At 47.3% G+C, this 16,295-nt stretch carries 16 protein-coding genes; 12 read left to right on the top strand and 4 right to left on the bottom strand.

The window, feature by feature from the left end:
• Positions 1–7 precede the first annotated feature (7 nt).
• The 12 genes from IEX62_RS18515 (at position 8) to IEX62_RS18570 (ending at position 11,690) form a co-directional block, all read left to right on the top strand.
• The gene (locus tag IEX62_RS18515; protein WP_188777032.1) at positions 8–931 is read left to right on the top strand and encodes a type II secretion system F family protein; all 924 of its coding nucleotides are present in this window, start codon (positions 8–10) and stop codon (positions 929–931) included.
• A gap of 363 nt (positions 932–1,294) precedes the next feature.
• A complete protein-coding gene (locus tag IEX62_RS18520) occupies positions 1,295–1,522 on the top strand; it encodes a hypothetical protein (protein WP_188777033.1) in 228 nt (75 codons plus the stop codon).
• Positions 1,523–1,528: 6 nt separating this feature from the next.
• A complete protein-coding gene (locus IEX62_RS18525) occupies positions 1,529–1,972 on the top strand; it encodes a TadE/TadG family type IV pilus assembly protein (protein ID WP_188777034.1) in 444 nt (147 codons plus the stop codon).
• Between the two features lie 33 nt (positions 1,973–2,005).
• Positions 2,006–3,802 (top strand): hypothetical protein, encoded by a 1,797-nt coding sequence (locus IEX62_RS18530; RefSeq protein ID WP_188777035.1) that lies wholly within the window; start codon positions 2,006–2,008, stop codon positions 3,800–3,802.
• Between the two features lie 47 nt (positions 3,803–3,849).
• Positions 3,850–4,107, top strand: coding sequence for a hypothetical protein (locus IEX62_RS18535; RefSeq protein WP_188777036.1), 258 nt, complete (start codon positions 3,850–3,852; stop codon positions 4,105–4,107).
• 54 nt (positions 4,108–4,161) lie between these two features.
• Positions 4,162–4,353: a hypothetical protein gene (locus IEX62_RS18540; protein ID WP_188777037.1), complete on the top strand. Its 192-nt coding sequence runs from the start codon at positions 4,162–4,164 to the stop codon at positions 4,351–4,353.
• A gap of 80 nt (positions 4,354–4,433) precedes the next feature.
• Positions 4,434–5,921 carry an S-layer homology domain-containing protein gene (locus IEX62_RS18545; RefSeq protein ID WP_188777038.1) on the top strand — a complete coding sequence of 496 codons (1,488 nt, stop codon included), beginning with the start codon at positions 4,434–4,436 and terminating at the stop codon, positions 5,919–5,921.
• A gap of 131 nt (positions 5,922–6,052) precedes the next feature.
• Positions 6,053–6,766, top strand: coding sequence for a pilus assembly protein TadG-related protein (locus IEX62_RS18550; protein WP_188777039.1), 714 nt, complete (start codon positions 6,053–6,055; stop codon positions 6,764–6,766).
• A 553-nt stretch (positions 6,767–7,319) separates the two neighbouring features.
• Positions 7,320–8,423 (top strand): ABC transporter ATP-binding protein, encoded by a 1,104-nt coding sequence (locus IEX62_RS18555; RefSeq protein WP_188777040.1) that lies wholly within the window; start codon positions 7,320–7,322, stop codon positions 8,421–8,423.
• Complete coding sequence (locus IEX62_RS18560) at positions 8,423–9,142, top strand: ABC transporter permease subunit (RefSeq protein WP_188777041.1); 720 nt, start codon at positions 8,423–8,425, stop codon at positions 9,140–9,142. Before IEX62_RS18555 ends, IEX62_RS18560 begins: the two co-directional genes overlap by 1 nt.
• A gap of 5 nt (positions 9,143–9,147) precedes the next feature.
• Positions 9,148–10,557 (top strand): GldG family protein, encoded by a 1,410-nt coding sequence (locus IEX62_RS18565; protein ID WP_188777042.1) that lies wholly within the window; start codon positions 9,148–9,150, stop codon positions 10,555–10,557.
• Positions 10,558–10,622: 65 nt separating this feature from the next.
• Entirely contained in the window at positions 10,623–11,690 is a 1,068-nt protein-coding gene (locus IEX62_RS18570; protein ID WP_188777043.1) for a DUF4340 domain-containing protein, read from the top strand.
• A gap of 63 nt (positions 11,691–11,753) precedes the next feature.
• Here the strand turns inward: IEX62_RS18570 and IEX62_RS18575 are convergent, their stop codons facing one another.
• From IEX62_RS18575 to nagB, 4 genes are all read right to left on the bottom strand, one after another.
• Positions 11,754–12,296 carry a GerMN domain-containing protein gene (locus IEX62_RS18575; protein ID WP_188777044.1) on the bottom strand — a complete coding sequence of 181 codons (543 nt, stop codon included), beginning with the start codon at positions 12,294–12,296 and terminating at the stop codon, positions 11,754–11,756.
• 31 nt (positions 12,297–12,327) lie between these two features.
• Positions 12,328–13,713 carry an N-acetylmuramoyl-L-alanine amidase family protein gene (locus tag IEX62_RS18580; protein ID WP_188777045.1) on the bottom strand — a complete coding sequence of 462 codons (1,386 nt, stop codon included), beginning with the start codon at positions 13,711–13,713 and terminating at the stop codon, positions 12,328–12,330.
• A 474-nt stretch (positions 13,714–14,187) separates the two neighbouring features.
• The gene (gene nagA, locus IEX62_RS18585; protein ID WP_188777046.1) at positions 14,188–15,564 is read right to left on the bottom strand and encodes an N-acetylglucosamine-6-phosphate deacetylase; all 1,377 of its coding nucleotides are present in this window, start codon (positions 15,562–15,564) and stop codon (positions 14,188–14,190) included.
• Positions 15,561–16,292 carry a glucosamine-6-phosphate deaminase gene (nagB, locus tag IEX62_RS18590; protein WP_188777047.1) on the bottom strand — a complete coding sequence of 244 codons (732 nt, stop codon included), beginning with the start codon at positions 16,290–16,292 and terminating at the stop codon, positions 15,561–15,563. Before nagB ends, nagA begins: the two co-directional genes overlap by 4 nt.
• Positions 16,293–16,295 lie beyond the last annotated feature (3 nt).

Here is a 16,295-nt window from a genome sequence, read left to right on the forward strand (position 1 = left end):
ATACATCATGATATGGATGAATACATTTTTGTATACAGCGCTGCTATCGTGGGGAGCCGCCGTCTTTTTCTACTGGCGCTATCAATTAAAACGGCTGAACCTGCGCAAAAAGCTCGGCATGGTGCAGGAAAAGAAAGAAAAGGTTACCCTGAGCGAGCGCTTTAAAAAAAGAATTTTCTCCTGGTCAGAAAAGCTCATTCCGCTCGGTCTACGATTCCGCTTGTTCACTAATCCTACACGGATTGAGCGTCAGATCGAGCTCGCCGGACATCCCGGCGGCTTGCGACTGGATTCCTTTTATGGCTTTCGCTTTCTGTGTGTGTTCGCTGGCCTATTATTCGGAACACTGCTCGTCTGGCTCGGCTTCGGCAACGGATTGGTGCTCATCCTGTTCATTCTGGCAGGACTGGTCTTCCCATCCCTCTGGCTAAGCGGAGCGGCAAAGGAACGTCAGGAACGACTCGGTTTGGACTTGCCAGACTTTATGGATGCGATGAGCGTATCGCTACAAGCCGGTGTCCCCATGGAACCCGCAATGCGCCAGATCATCTCCCATATGGAAGGCCCACTCAAGGAAGAGCTGGTTCGTTTCCAGCAGGAGCTAGACATCGGCGTAGCAAGAGACGACGCCTACGTCCGTCTCATGAACCGCAACCAGAGCCGCGAGCTAGAAACACTCGTCACCTCCTTAGTCCAGGGAAGCCGACTCGGCGTACCGATCTCACAAACATTCCAGCTCCTATCCACCGACATGCGTGAGACACGAATCGGCTCCATGAAAGAACGAGCAGCCAAAGCCGGCCCAAAGGTCACCCTGATCACCAGCTTCTTAATCCTACCCGCCGTCCTACTCTGCATTGTCGGTTTGCTCGTCCTCAACTTCATCTACAACCCAGAAGGCATCGGCATCTCCTGGGACGCGTTGCAGTAAGGAGAGATTGATAATTTTAATCTAGTTCACAACTCAATGCTCATCAGACTAAGAGGTGAACATATAAGCTGTCGTGAAGATATCCAAAGTTCTATCAGCACATAGTCAGTCCAATAACTTGATTTGCTAAGTAAAATAAGAATTCAAAAGAACGTTAGATTTTAAAATTGCCGCCACACCCGCTGTAATAAGCACGGAGCGTAGGAAAGGAAATAAGGGAAAAGGACGACTTTGGAGGGGCGAGAATCTTCATTATCGCCTAATACCCAAAGATTCTCGCGGCTCCACCCGAGTCCGTTCCCTTATTCCTTTCCGAAGTGGTCGATCTTAATACAGCTCACACTTGAAAGGGGGTGAACCCAAATGATGAACAAAGTATGCTCCTACCTGTATGCAAAAGCTTCGACAATCGGTCAATACACTCGTAACGAAAAAGGTGCACAAGCGATTGAGTACGTAGGCGTTGCAGCGGTTGTTGTCGTGCTGATCATTGCACTGATGAGTCTGTTTGGTAAAGAAAGCGGAGGTATTGCTTCCACGCTGGTAGATAAAGTGAAAGAGGCAATCGACAAAATTAAAATTGGTGGCTGATTCCAAATGAGAATCAAAACAAAGATTCAACATAGCGTACAGATCGTCCGGCAACATCTGGGCAATGAACGGGGCGCGCAGGCGATTGAGTTCGTCGGTGTGCTACCGTTGTTCTTTTTAATGGTATTGATCGTCTTTCAATTCGCCTCAGCAGCCATTACTGCCGTCACCGTGAAGCAGGCAGTTATGGAGGGCGCACGCGCCGCGATGGTTGAGCAATCCGGTGAATCTGGCTACCAGACAGCTGTGCGTAATTTTGCAGGAAATTATAAAATTGCCGAGATGAGCAAGTCCGAATACTCCTCTGGCGGCGATACATACGTCACCGTCAAGGTCACACTGGAATCGCCGATGCTATCGAGCAATCTGTTCGATACATCCGGGCTGTCGATTCCAATCTCGTCCAGTGCAACGGTACGAAAAGAAGAATTACCCGATGATAATGAATAAGGCTGATTCCATCATAAGACAGGCGGAAAGGAAGTGGTTATTATCCGAAGCTTCACATCCCGAATAGGAGCGGCAGCGTTAGCTGTGCTATTCGTCTTGATGTTGATGCCAGGGTTCGTCATTGCTGCTCCAGCCGAGTCGCCGATCAATTCGCATTTGAGTGAAATGAAGATCGAGGATCGGAACCAGACGCCGCAGGATACGTCGACTGATGTGGCGATCCCACCGCCGCCGTCTCAGCAGCCATCCGGTCAGGATGGAGCTGGAAATGGAGGCAATGGCAACGGTCAACCGGGCAATGGAAATGGGCAAAATGGTAACTCCGATTCCTCTGGAACAGGCACATTGCCCGCGAATCCGAATGCGGGGAATACAGGTGGCAATGGACAGTCTGGTGGTAACGGTTCAACAGGCGTGACAACGCCAGGAACCGGTGTAGTCACACCCCCTGCTGGAAATGGAAATAACGGCTCTGGTACGAATCCGAATGGCGTACAGACGCCAGACAATGATTCAAATTCAGTAACTACACCGAATAACGATCAATCCAGCAATAATCAGGACGGTGCCGATCAAAATGGTGCTAATCAAGATGGAGCCAATCAGGACAATCGTTCCTGGTGGGATAAGATCACAGATGGCTTTAATCAGGCAGTTTCCAACATCAACGCCGATCCATGGGGAAGTGTAGGTAACTTCTTCAAAGGAGCAGGTGCTGGTTTACTCGGTGCTGTCGTTGTCGTAGGTGCAGTCGCTCTTGTCGCAGCATTTGTACTGAGTGCACCGATATCCGTTCCTGTGCTAATCGCTGCGCTGGTCGTGGGCGCCGTGGCTGGCGGTATCTATGCCCTTGTAGCAGGTAACAATTTTGAATTCTGGGATGCTTTCAAAATCGGCGGTTTTGCAGCCGCAGCTACACTTGCGATTGGAACGTCCGGGGTTGGTGCTGCGTTTAGAGGAGCATGGAAGCTGGTTACGCAGCAAGGAATTAAAGGAGCGCTTCGCACAGCGGGAACGAGAGCTCTTACGTATTTCCGAGGACTCGGTAGTAGCTTTATGCAGGGTTTACGTTCACCCGTCAAATCTCTTCTTACGACGATCAAAGGTAGAGCATTTCGTTGGACATTTGGGCTCAACTTGAGCTTTAACACAGCTACTTTTTTTATGGCTAATCCAAGGTTACCAACGTTATCTGAGTCGGGTGTCATTATCGGACAAAGCTTGGCAAGCTCGCTGCTCTTTTCCAAAGTGGGTGACTTGCTAAAAGTGGGCGTCAAAAGCACACTTGGTAAAAACGTATCTGCCTTTACATCTGGACTCGTAGAATCCGTGATTACAACGTTTGCCAAGCACCAGATTGATCCGAAAACGAACAAAGATAAATCGTTGGGAGAGCAAGTTCAAGGTACCTTTATTTCAAGTCTTATGTTTACGCCAGCTTTTAGTTCAGCTTTAAAGAAATTCAGAATAAAGTTTAACATCGGTACGTCACACTTCGACCTGGAAAAATCCAAAGTGGATGTCGTTACGCGTCCGTTCTCATCAAGTCAGAGAAGTGTAACCAATCAAGGACTTATCACGCTATGGAATAATGAACAGAAGATTAAAAATCAACAAGGCTTAATGCGGATTACTCCAAGCCAGGAAGCTTTATTGCGTCAAAATGATTTACCTGTTCAGACATTAACGCAAACGCTGGATGCGGTGAAAAAGATTGCGAATTTTGCAACGAACAATGAAGTAAATCAAATACTGGACAGAGCCTCCCAGACCCCGCAAAATGGAGGGGATATTCAGAACAAAGGTGAATCCAAGCCTTCGGCTAAATGAGGTGATGAATGATGATTCAGTCGATTAAGAATATAGATAGGAAAACGATGGACAGATGGCAGATCGCAACCCTGATCTTGTTTGTTCTGGGTTTACTTGTGATTAGTTATATTGGCGGGGATTTAAAGCTGGTTAGCTTTTCAACGGGAATCATACTATTAGGGCTTGCTTACGTGCCCAATCTGCTCGTCAGTATCGGCATCTACATTCAGGCAGATTCGCATGATAAACAGCGTTATCGTATTCAGCTCATTCTGGCAGCGGTTTTTTATACCTTTGTTCTGATCTGGCGGCTATCCCAATAGGGCGAGTTTTCAAATGTAACCTGAGTAAGCCAAGCGAAGATAGGGAGTGAACGAATGGAATACCGATGTGAGTCTTGCGGAGATCGTTCAAGCCGAGCTATTCATCGCAAGGAGATCACCTGTAGCAAATGCGGAGGTAGCGTACTTGTAGATGAAGCTACGCGCAAGTCGGGCAGTCGCAAGGTTGCATTTTTATCTGCGAGTCTGGCGCTGGTGTTGTTTGCTCTACTCTATTATGGATATTGATGTAGCTCGCAGATGCTGGATCAACGGCTAATGTAGGAGTGCGAGGATTAGCTACATTCATGAAACGGCAGGAAGTGAGTATGATGAAAAAAAGATTATCGCTAGGACTACTACTGGTCGTTGCTTTACTTGCTGGCTGTACAGATAAGGCTGCACCATCAGCAACCAGTACGAGTGAAACGGCTACGGGACAAGAAGCAACAGGTGCAGAGGAGCAAGGTACGACTACAGCGGATCCGCTGGCTGCTCCAACTCCGGTTAAGGTTGTCGTGGAAGGAGCCTCCTCCAGTGATTCTTCTCCTGCATCGGAGCTGCCTGATGATATTGGCAACGTACCGGAAAAGCAACAGATCACGAAGTTACTGCAATCCGGCGCGGTGAAGCTAGACAATCCAGCTAGCTTTGAACCAAGTCAGCCAATCACTCGCTCTGAATTCATTCGCTGGATGTATGGCTATGATAATAAGCATATCAAGCCGAAGCTGGCGAGTCAGCCAAGCTTTAGCGATGTGGATTCAAGCAATCCAGATTATACATTGATCGAAGGCTTGCAGGCTGCTGGCGTGATTACCGGCTTCCCGGATGGTACGATGCAACTGGATAAGGAGTTAACCCGTCAGGAGCTAACCCTACTGTGGGGCTGGTATGAGCGCGAACGCGGTGTGACGAATCCGATTGTCGATTTGTCAGTGACACAGTTTGCACTCAAGAAGTATAAAGATGGAGCGCAAATCTCGGATACGTATGTAGCGGCGGTTGGTTTTTATGCTAATCAGGATAAGCATCCACTGGAGCAGACATTTGGGGTCAAGGATAAGCTGGAGCCGCAGCAACCTGTTACACGTGCTCAGGCAGCGCGCTGGATTGTGGAAAACACGACGATTGCAGACCAACAACAGGAGCAGAATGAAGTGACCAAAGAGTTGCAAACTGAAGCCACAGAAGCGATGGCAGCACAGCAGGCGACACAGACCGTGACCGTCAATGATATTGCCACCAGTCCGGTACAATGGCAGATCAGGCGCTTGATTAGCTCCGGTATCCCTGTTCTGGATGGGCAGGGTCATTTTCAGCCGGATACGTCGATTACACGGCGTGATTTTATCCGCTGGATGTATCAGTACGATCCGAAGGAGTTAACACCAGCGGATCAGCCACCGCCAGCCTTTACCGATGTGCAAAATACCGATCTAGACTATACGTTGGTAGATAAGCTGAGACAGGCTGACTTGCTGCCTGCTGTAGATAACAATGAATTGAAGCTCGATCAGCCGCTTACTCGTGAGCAGCTTACGGTATTGTGGGCATGGTATCAGCAGATGGATAACGTCCGCGAGCCTATACTTGCGCTATCCACGGTGCAGGATTCGCTGTTTACGATTAGCGATGGGAAGGAGATTGGCACATCCTATAGTAACAAGGAACCGTATATTCGTGCGGTGGCGACATTTGTGTATGGAGAGCCAACCTATCGCAATGTGTTCGGCTTCACGACGCTACTGAAACCACAGGCAGCAGTATCGCGCGCGGAAGCAGCACAGTGGCTGGTCGAATATACCGAGTCATAAACGTGTAAGTAAACATATCGGTAGTAGCAGTCGATCTGTCACCGCAGTACAGGCCAATGAGCGGTTGTTCGTTTACTGACGGGCTGCTGAACTAACCTTGTGCCGGATGACGAACAATGGAGAGGATATGTATGAACAAATGGATCACCATTTGCCGTGAACGGATGCACAATGAGCGAGGCAGTATGTCGATTTTGACGATTGCCACGCTTGCTTTTGTCATTCTAGGTAGTGCGTTCATGTTTTATTATTTCACCGTATTCATCGAGAAAAGACAGGCGCAAAATATTGCCGATGCCGCATCACTCACCGCCATTCAGGAAGTGAAGAAGCAATATGAGCTTGGGCTGGAAGAGCGTGCTGACGAGACGCTGGAGGAGTACTTGAAGGATGCGAAGGAGCAAGCTGGTGCCGAAGCAGGTGGCGCGCTGGATGATCTGATCAAAAAGGATATCGAGACACCGGAGCTAGAAAAGGTATTGCTCGACGATGATTACGATTCGGAAAAGGATTGGCCACTTGTGGTCAAGGAGCCTCATTTTGCAGAGGAATTCACCGCCAGTAAAAATGGCGATCTGCTCTACGAGCGCATTGTACAATATTCCAGTCAAATCTCCGCAGCAGCAAGTGCGGCGATTGATGCTAACGGAGGCGACACGTCAGAGGGAAGCATGACATTTCCAGTAGAGCGTGAGCCCAAGTTCAAGCTAACCGCTGCGCGCACACTTAATCTGGATAGCATCGGTTTACAGGAAAATATTATGGCTGCCTCAGCAGCAGGCATCGGCTCCAAGGATATTCCGATTGATGTGAGCACAAAGACACCGATTGTGATCCGCTGGTAGAATGGTGACTGCCATTTGTACAAATACAACAACAGACCGACAGATGTACGCAAGTATATCGATCTGCACACTCTATACATCCAGTTAGATGTAAACGGATAACAGCTCGCAGGCTCTCTCCCCTGGGGGCTGTTTGTGTTATTGTTTGGTGCTAGTCGGACTATGATGTTACGTGCATCGCGTCTGATTTATAGACATATGATCGATATTGCAAGCCATGACCAGTGGATATATCACACCATTACATAAAATAAAGCCAAACAGCTACACGCTCCCTCCACTCTCCGCAATAACGTCTGTCATAAAGTCTTTCATAACCTCTGTTACAACGCCCAATTTGTCATACAAAAGGCTCGTATTGCCTCCTGAATATCGCTTCCATTCACTACTTTTTACGAGAACAGACCTTTTAAGCTTTCCTTTATTGTATTTTAAGCTGTTTTTATAGTTTGTCGGATATAGTAAAATAGGTTTTTGGAACTTATCCATGCCCGGTGTACGAACGGTTAGGTAGAAGCGATCCGGGCAGGAATTGGCAGGAGGGGAAATAACGATGCTTCAAGTCCAGCAAGTCAGCAAACATTTTGATCGGCGACGCAGTGTGGACGGAATTGATTTTGAGATGGAACGCGGTGAGATCGTTGGTTTTCTCGGTCCGAATGGTGCGGGCAAAACGACGACGATGCGCATGATTACAGGCTATTTAACACCAACCTCAGGACAAATCTGGCTCGACGGATTGCCGATGCATGAGCCATCTCGCAAGGCGCGTGGCAAAATCGGCTATTTACCGGAGACGCCGCCTCTATATCCGGACATGACCGTCATGTCCTATTTGCGTTTTGTGGCAGATTTGCGTGATGTGCCTGCACGTCAGCAGAAGCTACGCATTAGCGAAATGATCGACCGACTCGGTCTGGAAGGACGCGAGCGACAAGTTGTACGCTCCCTGTCCAAAGGGTATAAACAACGTCTTGGTCTGGCACAGGCGATTATCCACAAGCCCGATCTGCTCGTACTGGACGAGCCGACCTCTGGGCTCGATCCAAGTCAGATCGTGGAGATTCGGCAATTGATTCGTGAGCTAGGCGAACAGCATACTGTATTGCTAAGTACACATATTTTGCAGGAGGTGAGTACACTGTGCAGTCGTGTGCTCATTATTAATGAAGGAAAGCTCGTAGCAGATGGCCCATCGAATCAGCTAGACAGTAGCTTGAACGATAAGTTCCAGGTTGCCCTAGAAGTAAAATCGCGTCCTGCCGTACTGCATACCTTGCTGGACGGATGGGGCTGGTCAGAGACCGATTATGTACTGACGGATCCTGATGAGCAGCAGGAGCAGCTTATTCGTGTCCGTCTGCAAGGTGAAGACGGAACCGACTTCCGTGAGCGCCTATCGCTGGCGCTGGGCGAAGCACGTATTCCGATTCTGGAGCTGCGCCGAGAAAGCATGAGTCTGGAGGATGTGTTCCTGAAGCTAACAAGCGAATCAGCGCCAGAGTCGGCTACAGTCGAGCTACCTTCATCCAGCGAATCATCTGCTGAGGAATCCTCAGCGACGGAAGCAACACCCGCGAAGGATGAACTCACTCCACTCACCAAAACTTCTAACAAAGCTTCTAAAAAAATGAATAACAAGGAGGATCGCGCCTGATGAAACGAATGTGGGCGATTTGCTCCAAAGAGCTACAGCTATACTTTTTTAATCCGACCTCCTATTTTGCGATAGCCGTCTATGTGCTGCTATCCAGCATTATGTTTTATGTGAGCTTTGTCGTGTATCAGCCGAGCATTATCGATTATCGTCTCATATTGGGAGATACGATATTCATGCTGCTGATTGTCATTCCACTGCTCACGATGCGACTTATGTCGGAGGAGTTTCGGCAGGGAACCGATGAGCTACTATTGACCTCGCCTGTGACAGCAACCGAGATTGTACTGGGCAAGTATCTCGCCTCACTCGGACTGCTGATCGTGCTTATCCTGTGCAATATGGTCTATCCACTGACGATGTCCTTTTTCGGCAAGCTGGATATTACATTGCTGCTCTTATCCGTGCTAGGTGTCTTCCTGCTCGGTGCAGCGATGATGGCGATTGGTCTGTTCGCATCGAGTCTGTCACAGCATCAGATGGTCTCGGCAGTGATCGGCTTTGTCATTTTGCTTACATTATGGCTGATGGATTCGTTCGCCTCCGGCGCGACAGGCTCCAGCTTACAGCAATGGCTGGCTCCATTTTCATTATCCGGTCGCCTGAACAATATGATCAAAGGCGTGCTGCATGGCCCTGATCTATTGTATTACATCACACTGGCTGCATTATTCCTTGTACTGAGCATCCAGATTGTGGAACGGAAGCGGTGGAGGTAATGAAAATGGGCAAATGGATTTCTCGTACAAACGCAACCGTCATTTCTATTGCGGCGATTGGCATTTTTATCGTATTAACCTTATTTCTAAATTCGCTGGGCACCTTTCAGGTGGACCTGACCCAAAATCGGCAAAATACATTGTCCGATCAGACGATCAGTACATTAAAGGCAATTAACGAGCCAGTGGAAGCGATGGTATTCATCAATCCACAGGATGCACAGGTATATACACGCGAAGTGACCGACCTGCTACAGGAATATCATAAAATTAACAACAAGCTGGAGGTCAAGCAATACGATCTGCTGCAAAATCCAGAGCTGGCACGTCAATATGGCGTCGCTGAAAGCACGGTTGTGCTCAAGCAAGGCGAACGCACCAAAGCGATTCAGATCTACAATATGTTCACCAGCCCGGATCAGCAGGATGGACAGGACGCTTCATCCGAAGCAAGCTCATATCAGTTTACCGGTGAGCAAAAGCTAACGTCTGGCTTACTATCACTTACATCTAGCAAGACGTACAAAGCCTACCTGCTCAACGGCCATAATGAATTCGATACCGCTACACTCAGCTTACTGGCACAGCAATTAAGCGAAGAAAATATTAATATGTCCGAGTTATCTCTTGCACAGGAGGGCGCGGTTCCGACAGATGCGAGCGTGCTGATGATCGTTGCTCCGCAGACCGATCTGAGCGATGCAGAGACAAAGGTCATTCGTGAATATATGAATAAAGGCGGCAAGCTATTCCTATCGCTGGGCTTTAACGAAAAGGCGAAAACCGATTGGAAAAATATCGATTCGTTAATGAGCGACTATGGAATTACCGATACGCATGCCGTAGCGGTCGAACCAAAGGGTCAATCGCTATATGATCCACTGACGATCGTACCGGAATACGGCAACCACGAGATTACAGATAAGCTGGCATCCAGCAATCTGTATACGATCATGTCACTCTCGATTGCACTCAAGCAGGAGGCTAAGCAGGGTCTGACCGTCACACCGCTATTAACGACTACATCGAATAGCTATGGTGAAACGAATCTGAGTGGCTTGCTCGAATCGAAGACCGAGCATGATAATAATGATCTGGCAGGACCATTTGATCTGGGTTTTGCGGTAGGGAGCTCAGATGGGAAGCCTAAGGCAGTCGTACTCGGCGGTTCCACCTTTATGATGGATCAATCGATCCAGCAGCAGGGTAATCTCGACTTTGCAGTGAACAGCATTAATTATCTGGTGGGCAACGATAGTCAGGTAACGATCCGTCCGAAGACACAGGATCAATATCAGACAGCGACACTAACGCTGCCACAGGCACGGGCAATCCTCATCTCAACTGTAATCGTCTTCCCGCTTCTGTTTGTAGCGGCAGGTGTATTCCTGTGGTGGAGACGTCGTCGTGTGTAAAGGTTGGATACAGTGGATAAACCCTGTGCTTTACGCATACGGATCGTGTGAAAGGGGAGAGCGGAATGGTTAAAAAGCTACTGCCTTCTATCATCCTGCTGCTAGTGCTGGTAGCAGGTATGGGCTATGCGTATTCGCAGCACTTTTTTCAAAAGAAAGACGAGACTACATCTGCGGAAACGAAGCTACTGACCGTGAGTACAAATGAGCTACAGCAGATTGTCATTCATCCGTCTGCGCTTGGTACAGGGGACGACACAGCGAATAGTAACGCAGAAGCAAGCACCAGTGGTACATCGGATAAGGCGAATAGCACCGCGGATGTAACACTGGTGCATGATAATAATCAGTGGACGATTACACAGCCGGGAGCGTATCCTGCGAATACGTATATGATCGAGGACTGGCTGAGTACGCTAGAATCAGCGACTGTACACGGTACAGTTGAGCAGTCCCCACAGGATGTGTCCAGATACGGGATGAAGCAGGGACAGCCGGGCATCGTGTTAACAACAAAGGACGGGCAAAAGCTCGAAATATCGTTTGGTAGCGAAACACCAGAGCGTGAATATGACTACGTGAGAGTGAACGATGGCCCGATCATTCAGGTGGCAGGGCAGACGATCAATGATCTGGCAGGCGCGACTGCGTTCCATTTTATCGATACAACTCCATTCGGCTGGGATGATCAGCAGCTCAGCAAGCTGGTCTGGAAGGGCAATACGTCAACGACTACATGGACACTGACTCACCAGCTATCCAGCGGTGGCGATCCGAATCAGGATAAATGGAGCCTGAACGACCACTCCATCACCCCATCCGAGGCAGGCTCGATCACCGATGCGATCAAAAACATCCCTACAGACGAGCTACCCGTAGCAGCAGATAAGGTCAAGGGCTACAAGCACGTGCTGACACTGGAGATACAGCTGATGGCTACAAATGGTGACGACAATACAGGCTCAGAAGCGACTTCCAGCCAATCACAATATACAGGCTGGCAAGCAGCAGATGATGCAACGCATATCTGGATTGTAGAACCAACAGGTAAATGGGCATATCGCTTGCCAGCAGATAGTATCAGTAGGGCAGCGAAGACGGCGGCGGATGTGCTGAGTGGGAAGAGTGATTGAGTGGAATTATTAAAGTAACCAAAGAAAGAAGCCGAATCTAAAATGGATTCGGCTTCTTTTATGTTACGGACGTAGGATAGGGTTGTCTAGCTCTGTATGTCCCATTAAGCTGTCTGTTTCTTTTCCATCTACAAGTAACTCTATACTGTTTATTTCACTGAATTGAAAAAATGTTTTGGTCAGAGCTTCCATAGCTAGAGCTTCTCCTCCAGAACCTAAGCGTGCTTCATCTGGAATATGGATATCTAGTGTTAATTTGCCCTCATTAAAAGCAACAGATAACAAATCAATATTTCCCCATAAAGGAATTAGATTGTCTTGATCACTTTTTTGCAGAGCCGTATACGTTTCACTGTATTTATGAGTTGCGTCCGTAAAGGTGATACTTTGCACGTTTTTTTCTAGTTTTGAGACTTGAACATCAGCATAGTACACTTCAATTTTTTGCGATTTTTTTTGTTTTTCAGCTTCATTATTTTCTGTCGATGCTTCATTCAGATCAAGCTTGGAGCCTTGAACCTTACTAGAAGAAGGATGATGATCACAGCCTATTGAAAACGCGCATAAAGTACAGATGAGTATAAAGAGATATATTCCTTTTTTCATCAAAACACATCCTTGTGAATTAGTCCGTAGTTCATAATCCCAGGTATTCTTTTATTCCGTCCACAATCGCTTGGGCTGCCTTATTTTGATTGATTTCTGACATCATCGCTTGTTCTTCTTCCTGATTACTTAAAAAACCAATTTCCAATAGAACAGCAGCCATTGTTGTTTCTCGTATCACTTGAAAGCTTTCATTTTTAACGCCGCGATCACTAAATCCTAAAGCTTGTATCAATTTTCCATGAATGATCGTGGCTAATTCCTTACTGCTTGCACGTTGATAATAATAGGTTTCTGTCCCTTTGGCTTGGGAAGAAAGTGGCGCGTTGTTACCATGAATAGAGACGAATACATCTGCTTTGAGATCATTTGCAAGCTTAACCCTTTCGGATCTAGTAGGGTACACATCCGTATCGCGTGTCATAATCAGTTCAATATTAGGTTCATTTTGTAGAAGCTTTTGAACCTTGAGAGCTAAAGCAAGCGTAAAATCCTTCTCATGATTCTGTGTAAAACTAGTAGTTCCCGGGTCTGTTCCTCCATGGCCTGCGTCGATAACGACGATCTTTTTGCCATTATGTATAGGAGAAGTGGGTACAGAGCTATTGACCATGCTTAGATCAAGAATAAACTTACCTGTGCTGGTTTGTTGTGTATAGTTCGAAGCAGTTGCATTATTAAGCTCAATCACTATTCGTACCTGAGCAGGATTATTATTGTAAAGCGAATAGCGTATATCTTTAATTTGGGGAGAACCGCTAGTATCCAGGCTAGCCATAGCTCCCGCCACGGGCTTATTCTCTATCTCGCCAAAATCAGTTGCAGGAAAATCCATCACAATACGTTCAGGATTTTTAAGAGTTGTTATGACTGGATTAATTTCATGATCTAATGAGACGATAAGCTGATTATTCACATAAGTAATATCGTGAATCAAATTAATCGCTGTTGTATTTTCTGGAGCAGGTGATGGAGGTGCAGGCTTCATGCTAGCTAAAGTAACAATTTTATCGCTATTATTCCAAGCAACTCCCAGTCCCATCTGTTCACTAACAAAGCGTAGGGGAACAACAACATTATTTTGGACAATTTGAGGAGCTGCATTAAGGCGCACTATATTATTGCTTATAGAAGCCTCATTTTTTCCAACGGTTAATAAAATAGAATGATCTCCCTCTTGAATATTCACATTTTGATTAGCTTGATCCCAAGCTACATTAAACTTTAAATTTTCAGCGACGATTCGAATCGGAATCATAATATTATTTTCAATATTAACGACTTCAGCATCTTTAGGTAGACTTAACTCTTGGCCATTTAAAATAATCCTAGTTTGATTTGTGGCAGCATGAGTATGTAGAGGAAGAAGTAGTACTAAAAGTACACTGAGTAGAAATACAGCTATAGCATTTTTCATTTTGCACCTCGGGTTAGATTGGAGTCATCCTAATTTTGGTTAGAACATGATGAAATAGGTTTGTATTTATATGTAAGAGATCGCAGGACAATACATGTAAATGGCACATTTATATCAGATCACATAAAATGATGAATGAGTTAATGCAGAGTAGCATCTACCTCTTGATGCTTTATAATCAGTCCACAGATGAATTGATTAACGCTACACTTAATATGATGTCAAACTTTATATTTGTCCTGCAAATCTGGATAGTCTTATCGAAAATTAGACGCAACCCAAAAGTAAAAGTTGTGAAAAAATGGTTTAAATACAATATTATTTCACTTCCAAAAAAATAACATATAGATTCTCACGCTGGAACTGGCGTGAGAATCTATATGTCATATTTGAGTAATTATAAAGTGTCACTTTTGATACGGAATTAGAATAACAGTTTAAGAGATCAAATCGTTACTTGAATACGTTAGATATTCACCCTTCCAACCTTACCCCTCTAACAAAAATCTCCTTCAACCCCATATCCCCATCCAACACCAGCACATCCGCCTGCTTCCCAACCTCCAAGCTCCCAGTCCGCTCATACAATCCAAGCTGACGCGCTGGATTGCCGCTGGCAGCCTCCGAAGCGCGCAAAATCGATAATCCAGCCTTCTCGATCAAGAAGCGGAACCCTTCAATCATCGTCAACCGACTACCTGCCAGTGTACCGCTATCCTCTGGCAAAGTGGCTACACCATTGATCACCTTCACCGGCTGATCGCCCAGCATATAATCCCCATCGCCCAGTCCAGCAGCGGACATCGCATCCGTGATCAGAATCAGGTTATGCTCCTGCTTGAGCTTCGCAAGTAGCGCAACCGCGGCAGGATGCACATGAATACCATCCGCAATAATCTCCGCACAGATTGCAGGCGTACCCAGCACTGCACCAGCCGTTCCCGGCTTCCGATGATGCAGCGGGGTCATCGCATTAAACGTATGCACCGCATGATTCAGCCCCGCCTCGACCGCTTCCATGATCTGTTCATAGGTTGCATCTGTATGACCAGCCGCAGCAGTAATATCATGCGCACGCAGCCAGCGAATAACCTCCAGTGCACCTTCACGTTCCGGTGCCAGTGTGAGCTGCTTGATCAGACCCGGATAAGCAGCATGCCATTCTTCCAGCCATTGCACATTGGGCAGCACAATATGTCCCGGATTTTGCGCCCCAGGCCATTTCGGGCTAATAAATGGGCCTTCCAGATGCACACCGACAACCTGTGCGCCAGGCATTTCGCCTTTCTCCATATAAGCATGTACCTGCTCCAGCACATGATCGATAGCCGCACGCGGTGCAGTCATCGTTGTAGCAAGCATGGACGTGGTTCCCTGACTTCCATGAAAACGAGTGATCGTATCCAGTACCTCAGGGCTTGCATCCATAAAGTCCTGGCCCATCCCGCCATGCACATGGATGTCGATAAAGCCGGGTAGGACGAGTCCCCCTCTGGCATCGTATTGTAAAATATCCTGGCGAAAGGCAGGCTGGGCGTTCCCTGTAGAGGACGCTCGATTTGGCTCATTCGCAATAGTTGCATGATCCGCATTGTCGCGTTGTAAAGTGGAATGACTAGCGCCCTCATTATCGGCAGAAATAGTAGCAGAATCGCCAGCGTTTTCATTGTCCATGGAATGAACAGCCCGATTGCCAGTATGAGCAACGGTAGCGCCATGATCCGAACCGATATACTGAATCACGCCATGCTCTACGATTAACGTACCTTGCTCTATGATTCCTTCTGGTGTCACGATGCGTCCATTCACAATGCGGAATGACGCAGATGTACCTTCTGTTGGATGTGTCATTGCTGAAATAACCTCCCAGCCTCCGCGTCCATCAGCACGGTTACATTTGGATGCAATTGCAGCAGCGATGCAGGGCAGAGCGTGGTAATCGGGCCAGTTAGTGCACGATGAATGATCTCTGCTTTGTCTGCGCCGCGTACCATGAGCAGAATCTGGCGCGCCTTCATAATCGTACCAACGCCCATTGTGATCGCACGCTGTGGTACTTCGTCGATGGAGTTAAAATAGCGTGCATTCGCTTCGCGAGTCTGTGGCAACAGCTCCACGACATGAGTGCCCGGTGTGAGCTGGTCGTCTGGCTCGTTAAAGCCGATATGTCCGTTATGCCCGATGCCCAGCACCTGTAAGTCGATTACCGCCTCAGACAGCATTTCATCATATCGCTTGCACTCCTGATCGAGATCGTCGGCCTGTCCATTTGGTACATGTGTATTTTCTGGCAAAATGTCGATATGGTTAAACAGATGCTGATTCATAAAGGTACGATACGAAGCCGGATGATCGCTTGGCAATCCAACATATTCATCCAGATTGTACGTTTTTACCTTTTCAAAGGTGATTACACCCTGATTGTAAATCTCGATCAGTTCTTTATACAAACCGACCGGTGTTCCGCCTGTGGCGAGTCCGAGCACACAGCGTGGAGAGGTCTGCACCAGACTGGACACAATGTACGCGGCAACCTTGCCAAAATCTTTTTCATTGCCTACCTTGACCAAATTAACCATGAA

Origin of the sequence: Paenibacillus hunanensis (assembly GCF_014645615.1) — a bacterium.
GTDB classification, from domain to species: domain Bacteria; phylum Bacillota; class Bacilli; order Paenibacillales; family Paenibacillaceae; genus Saccharibacillus; species Saccharibacillus hunanensis.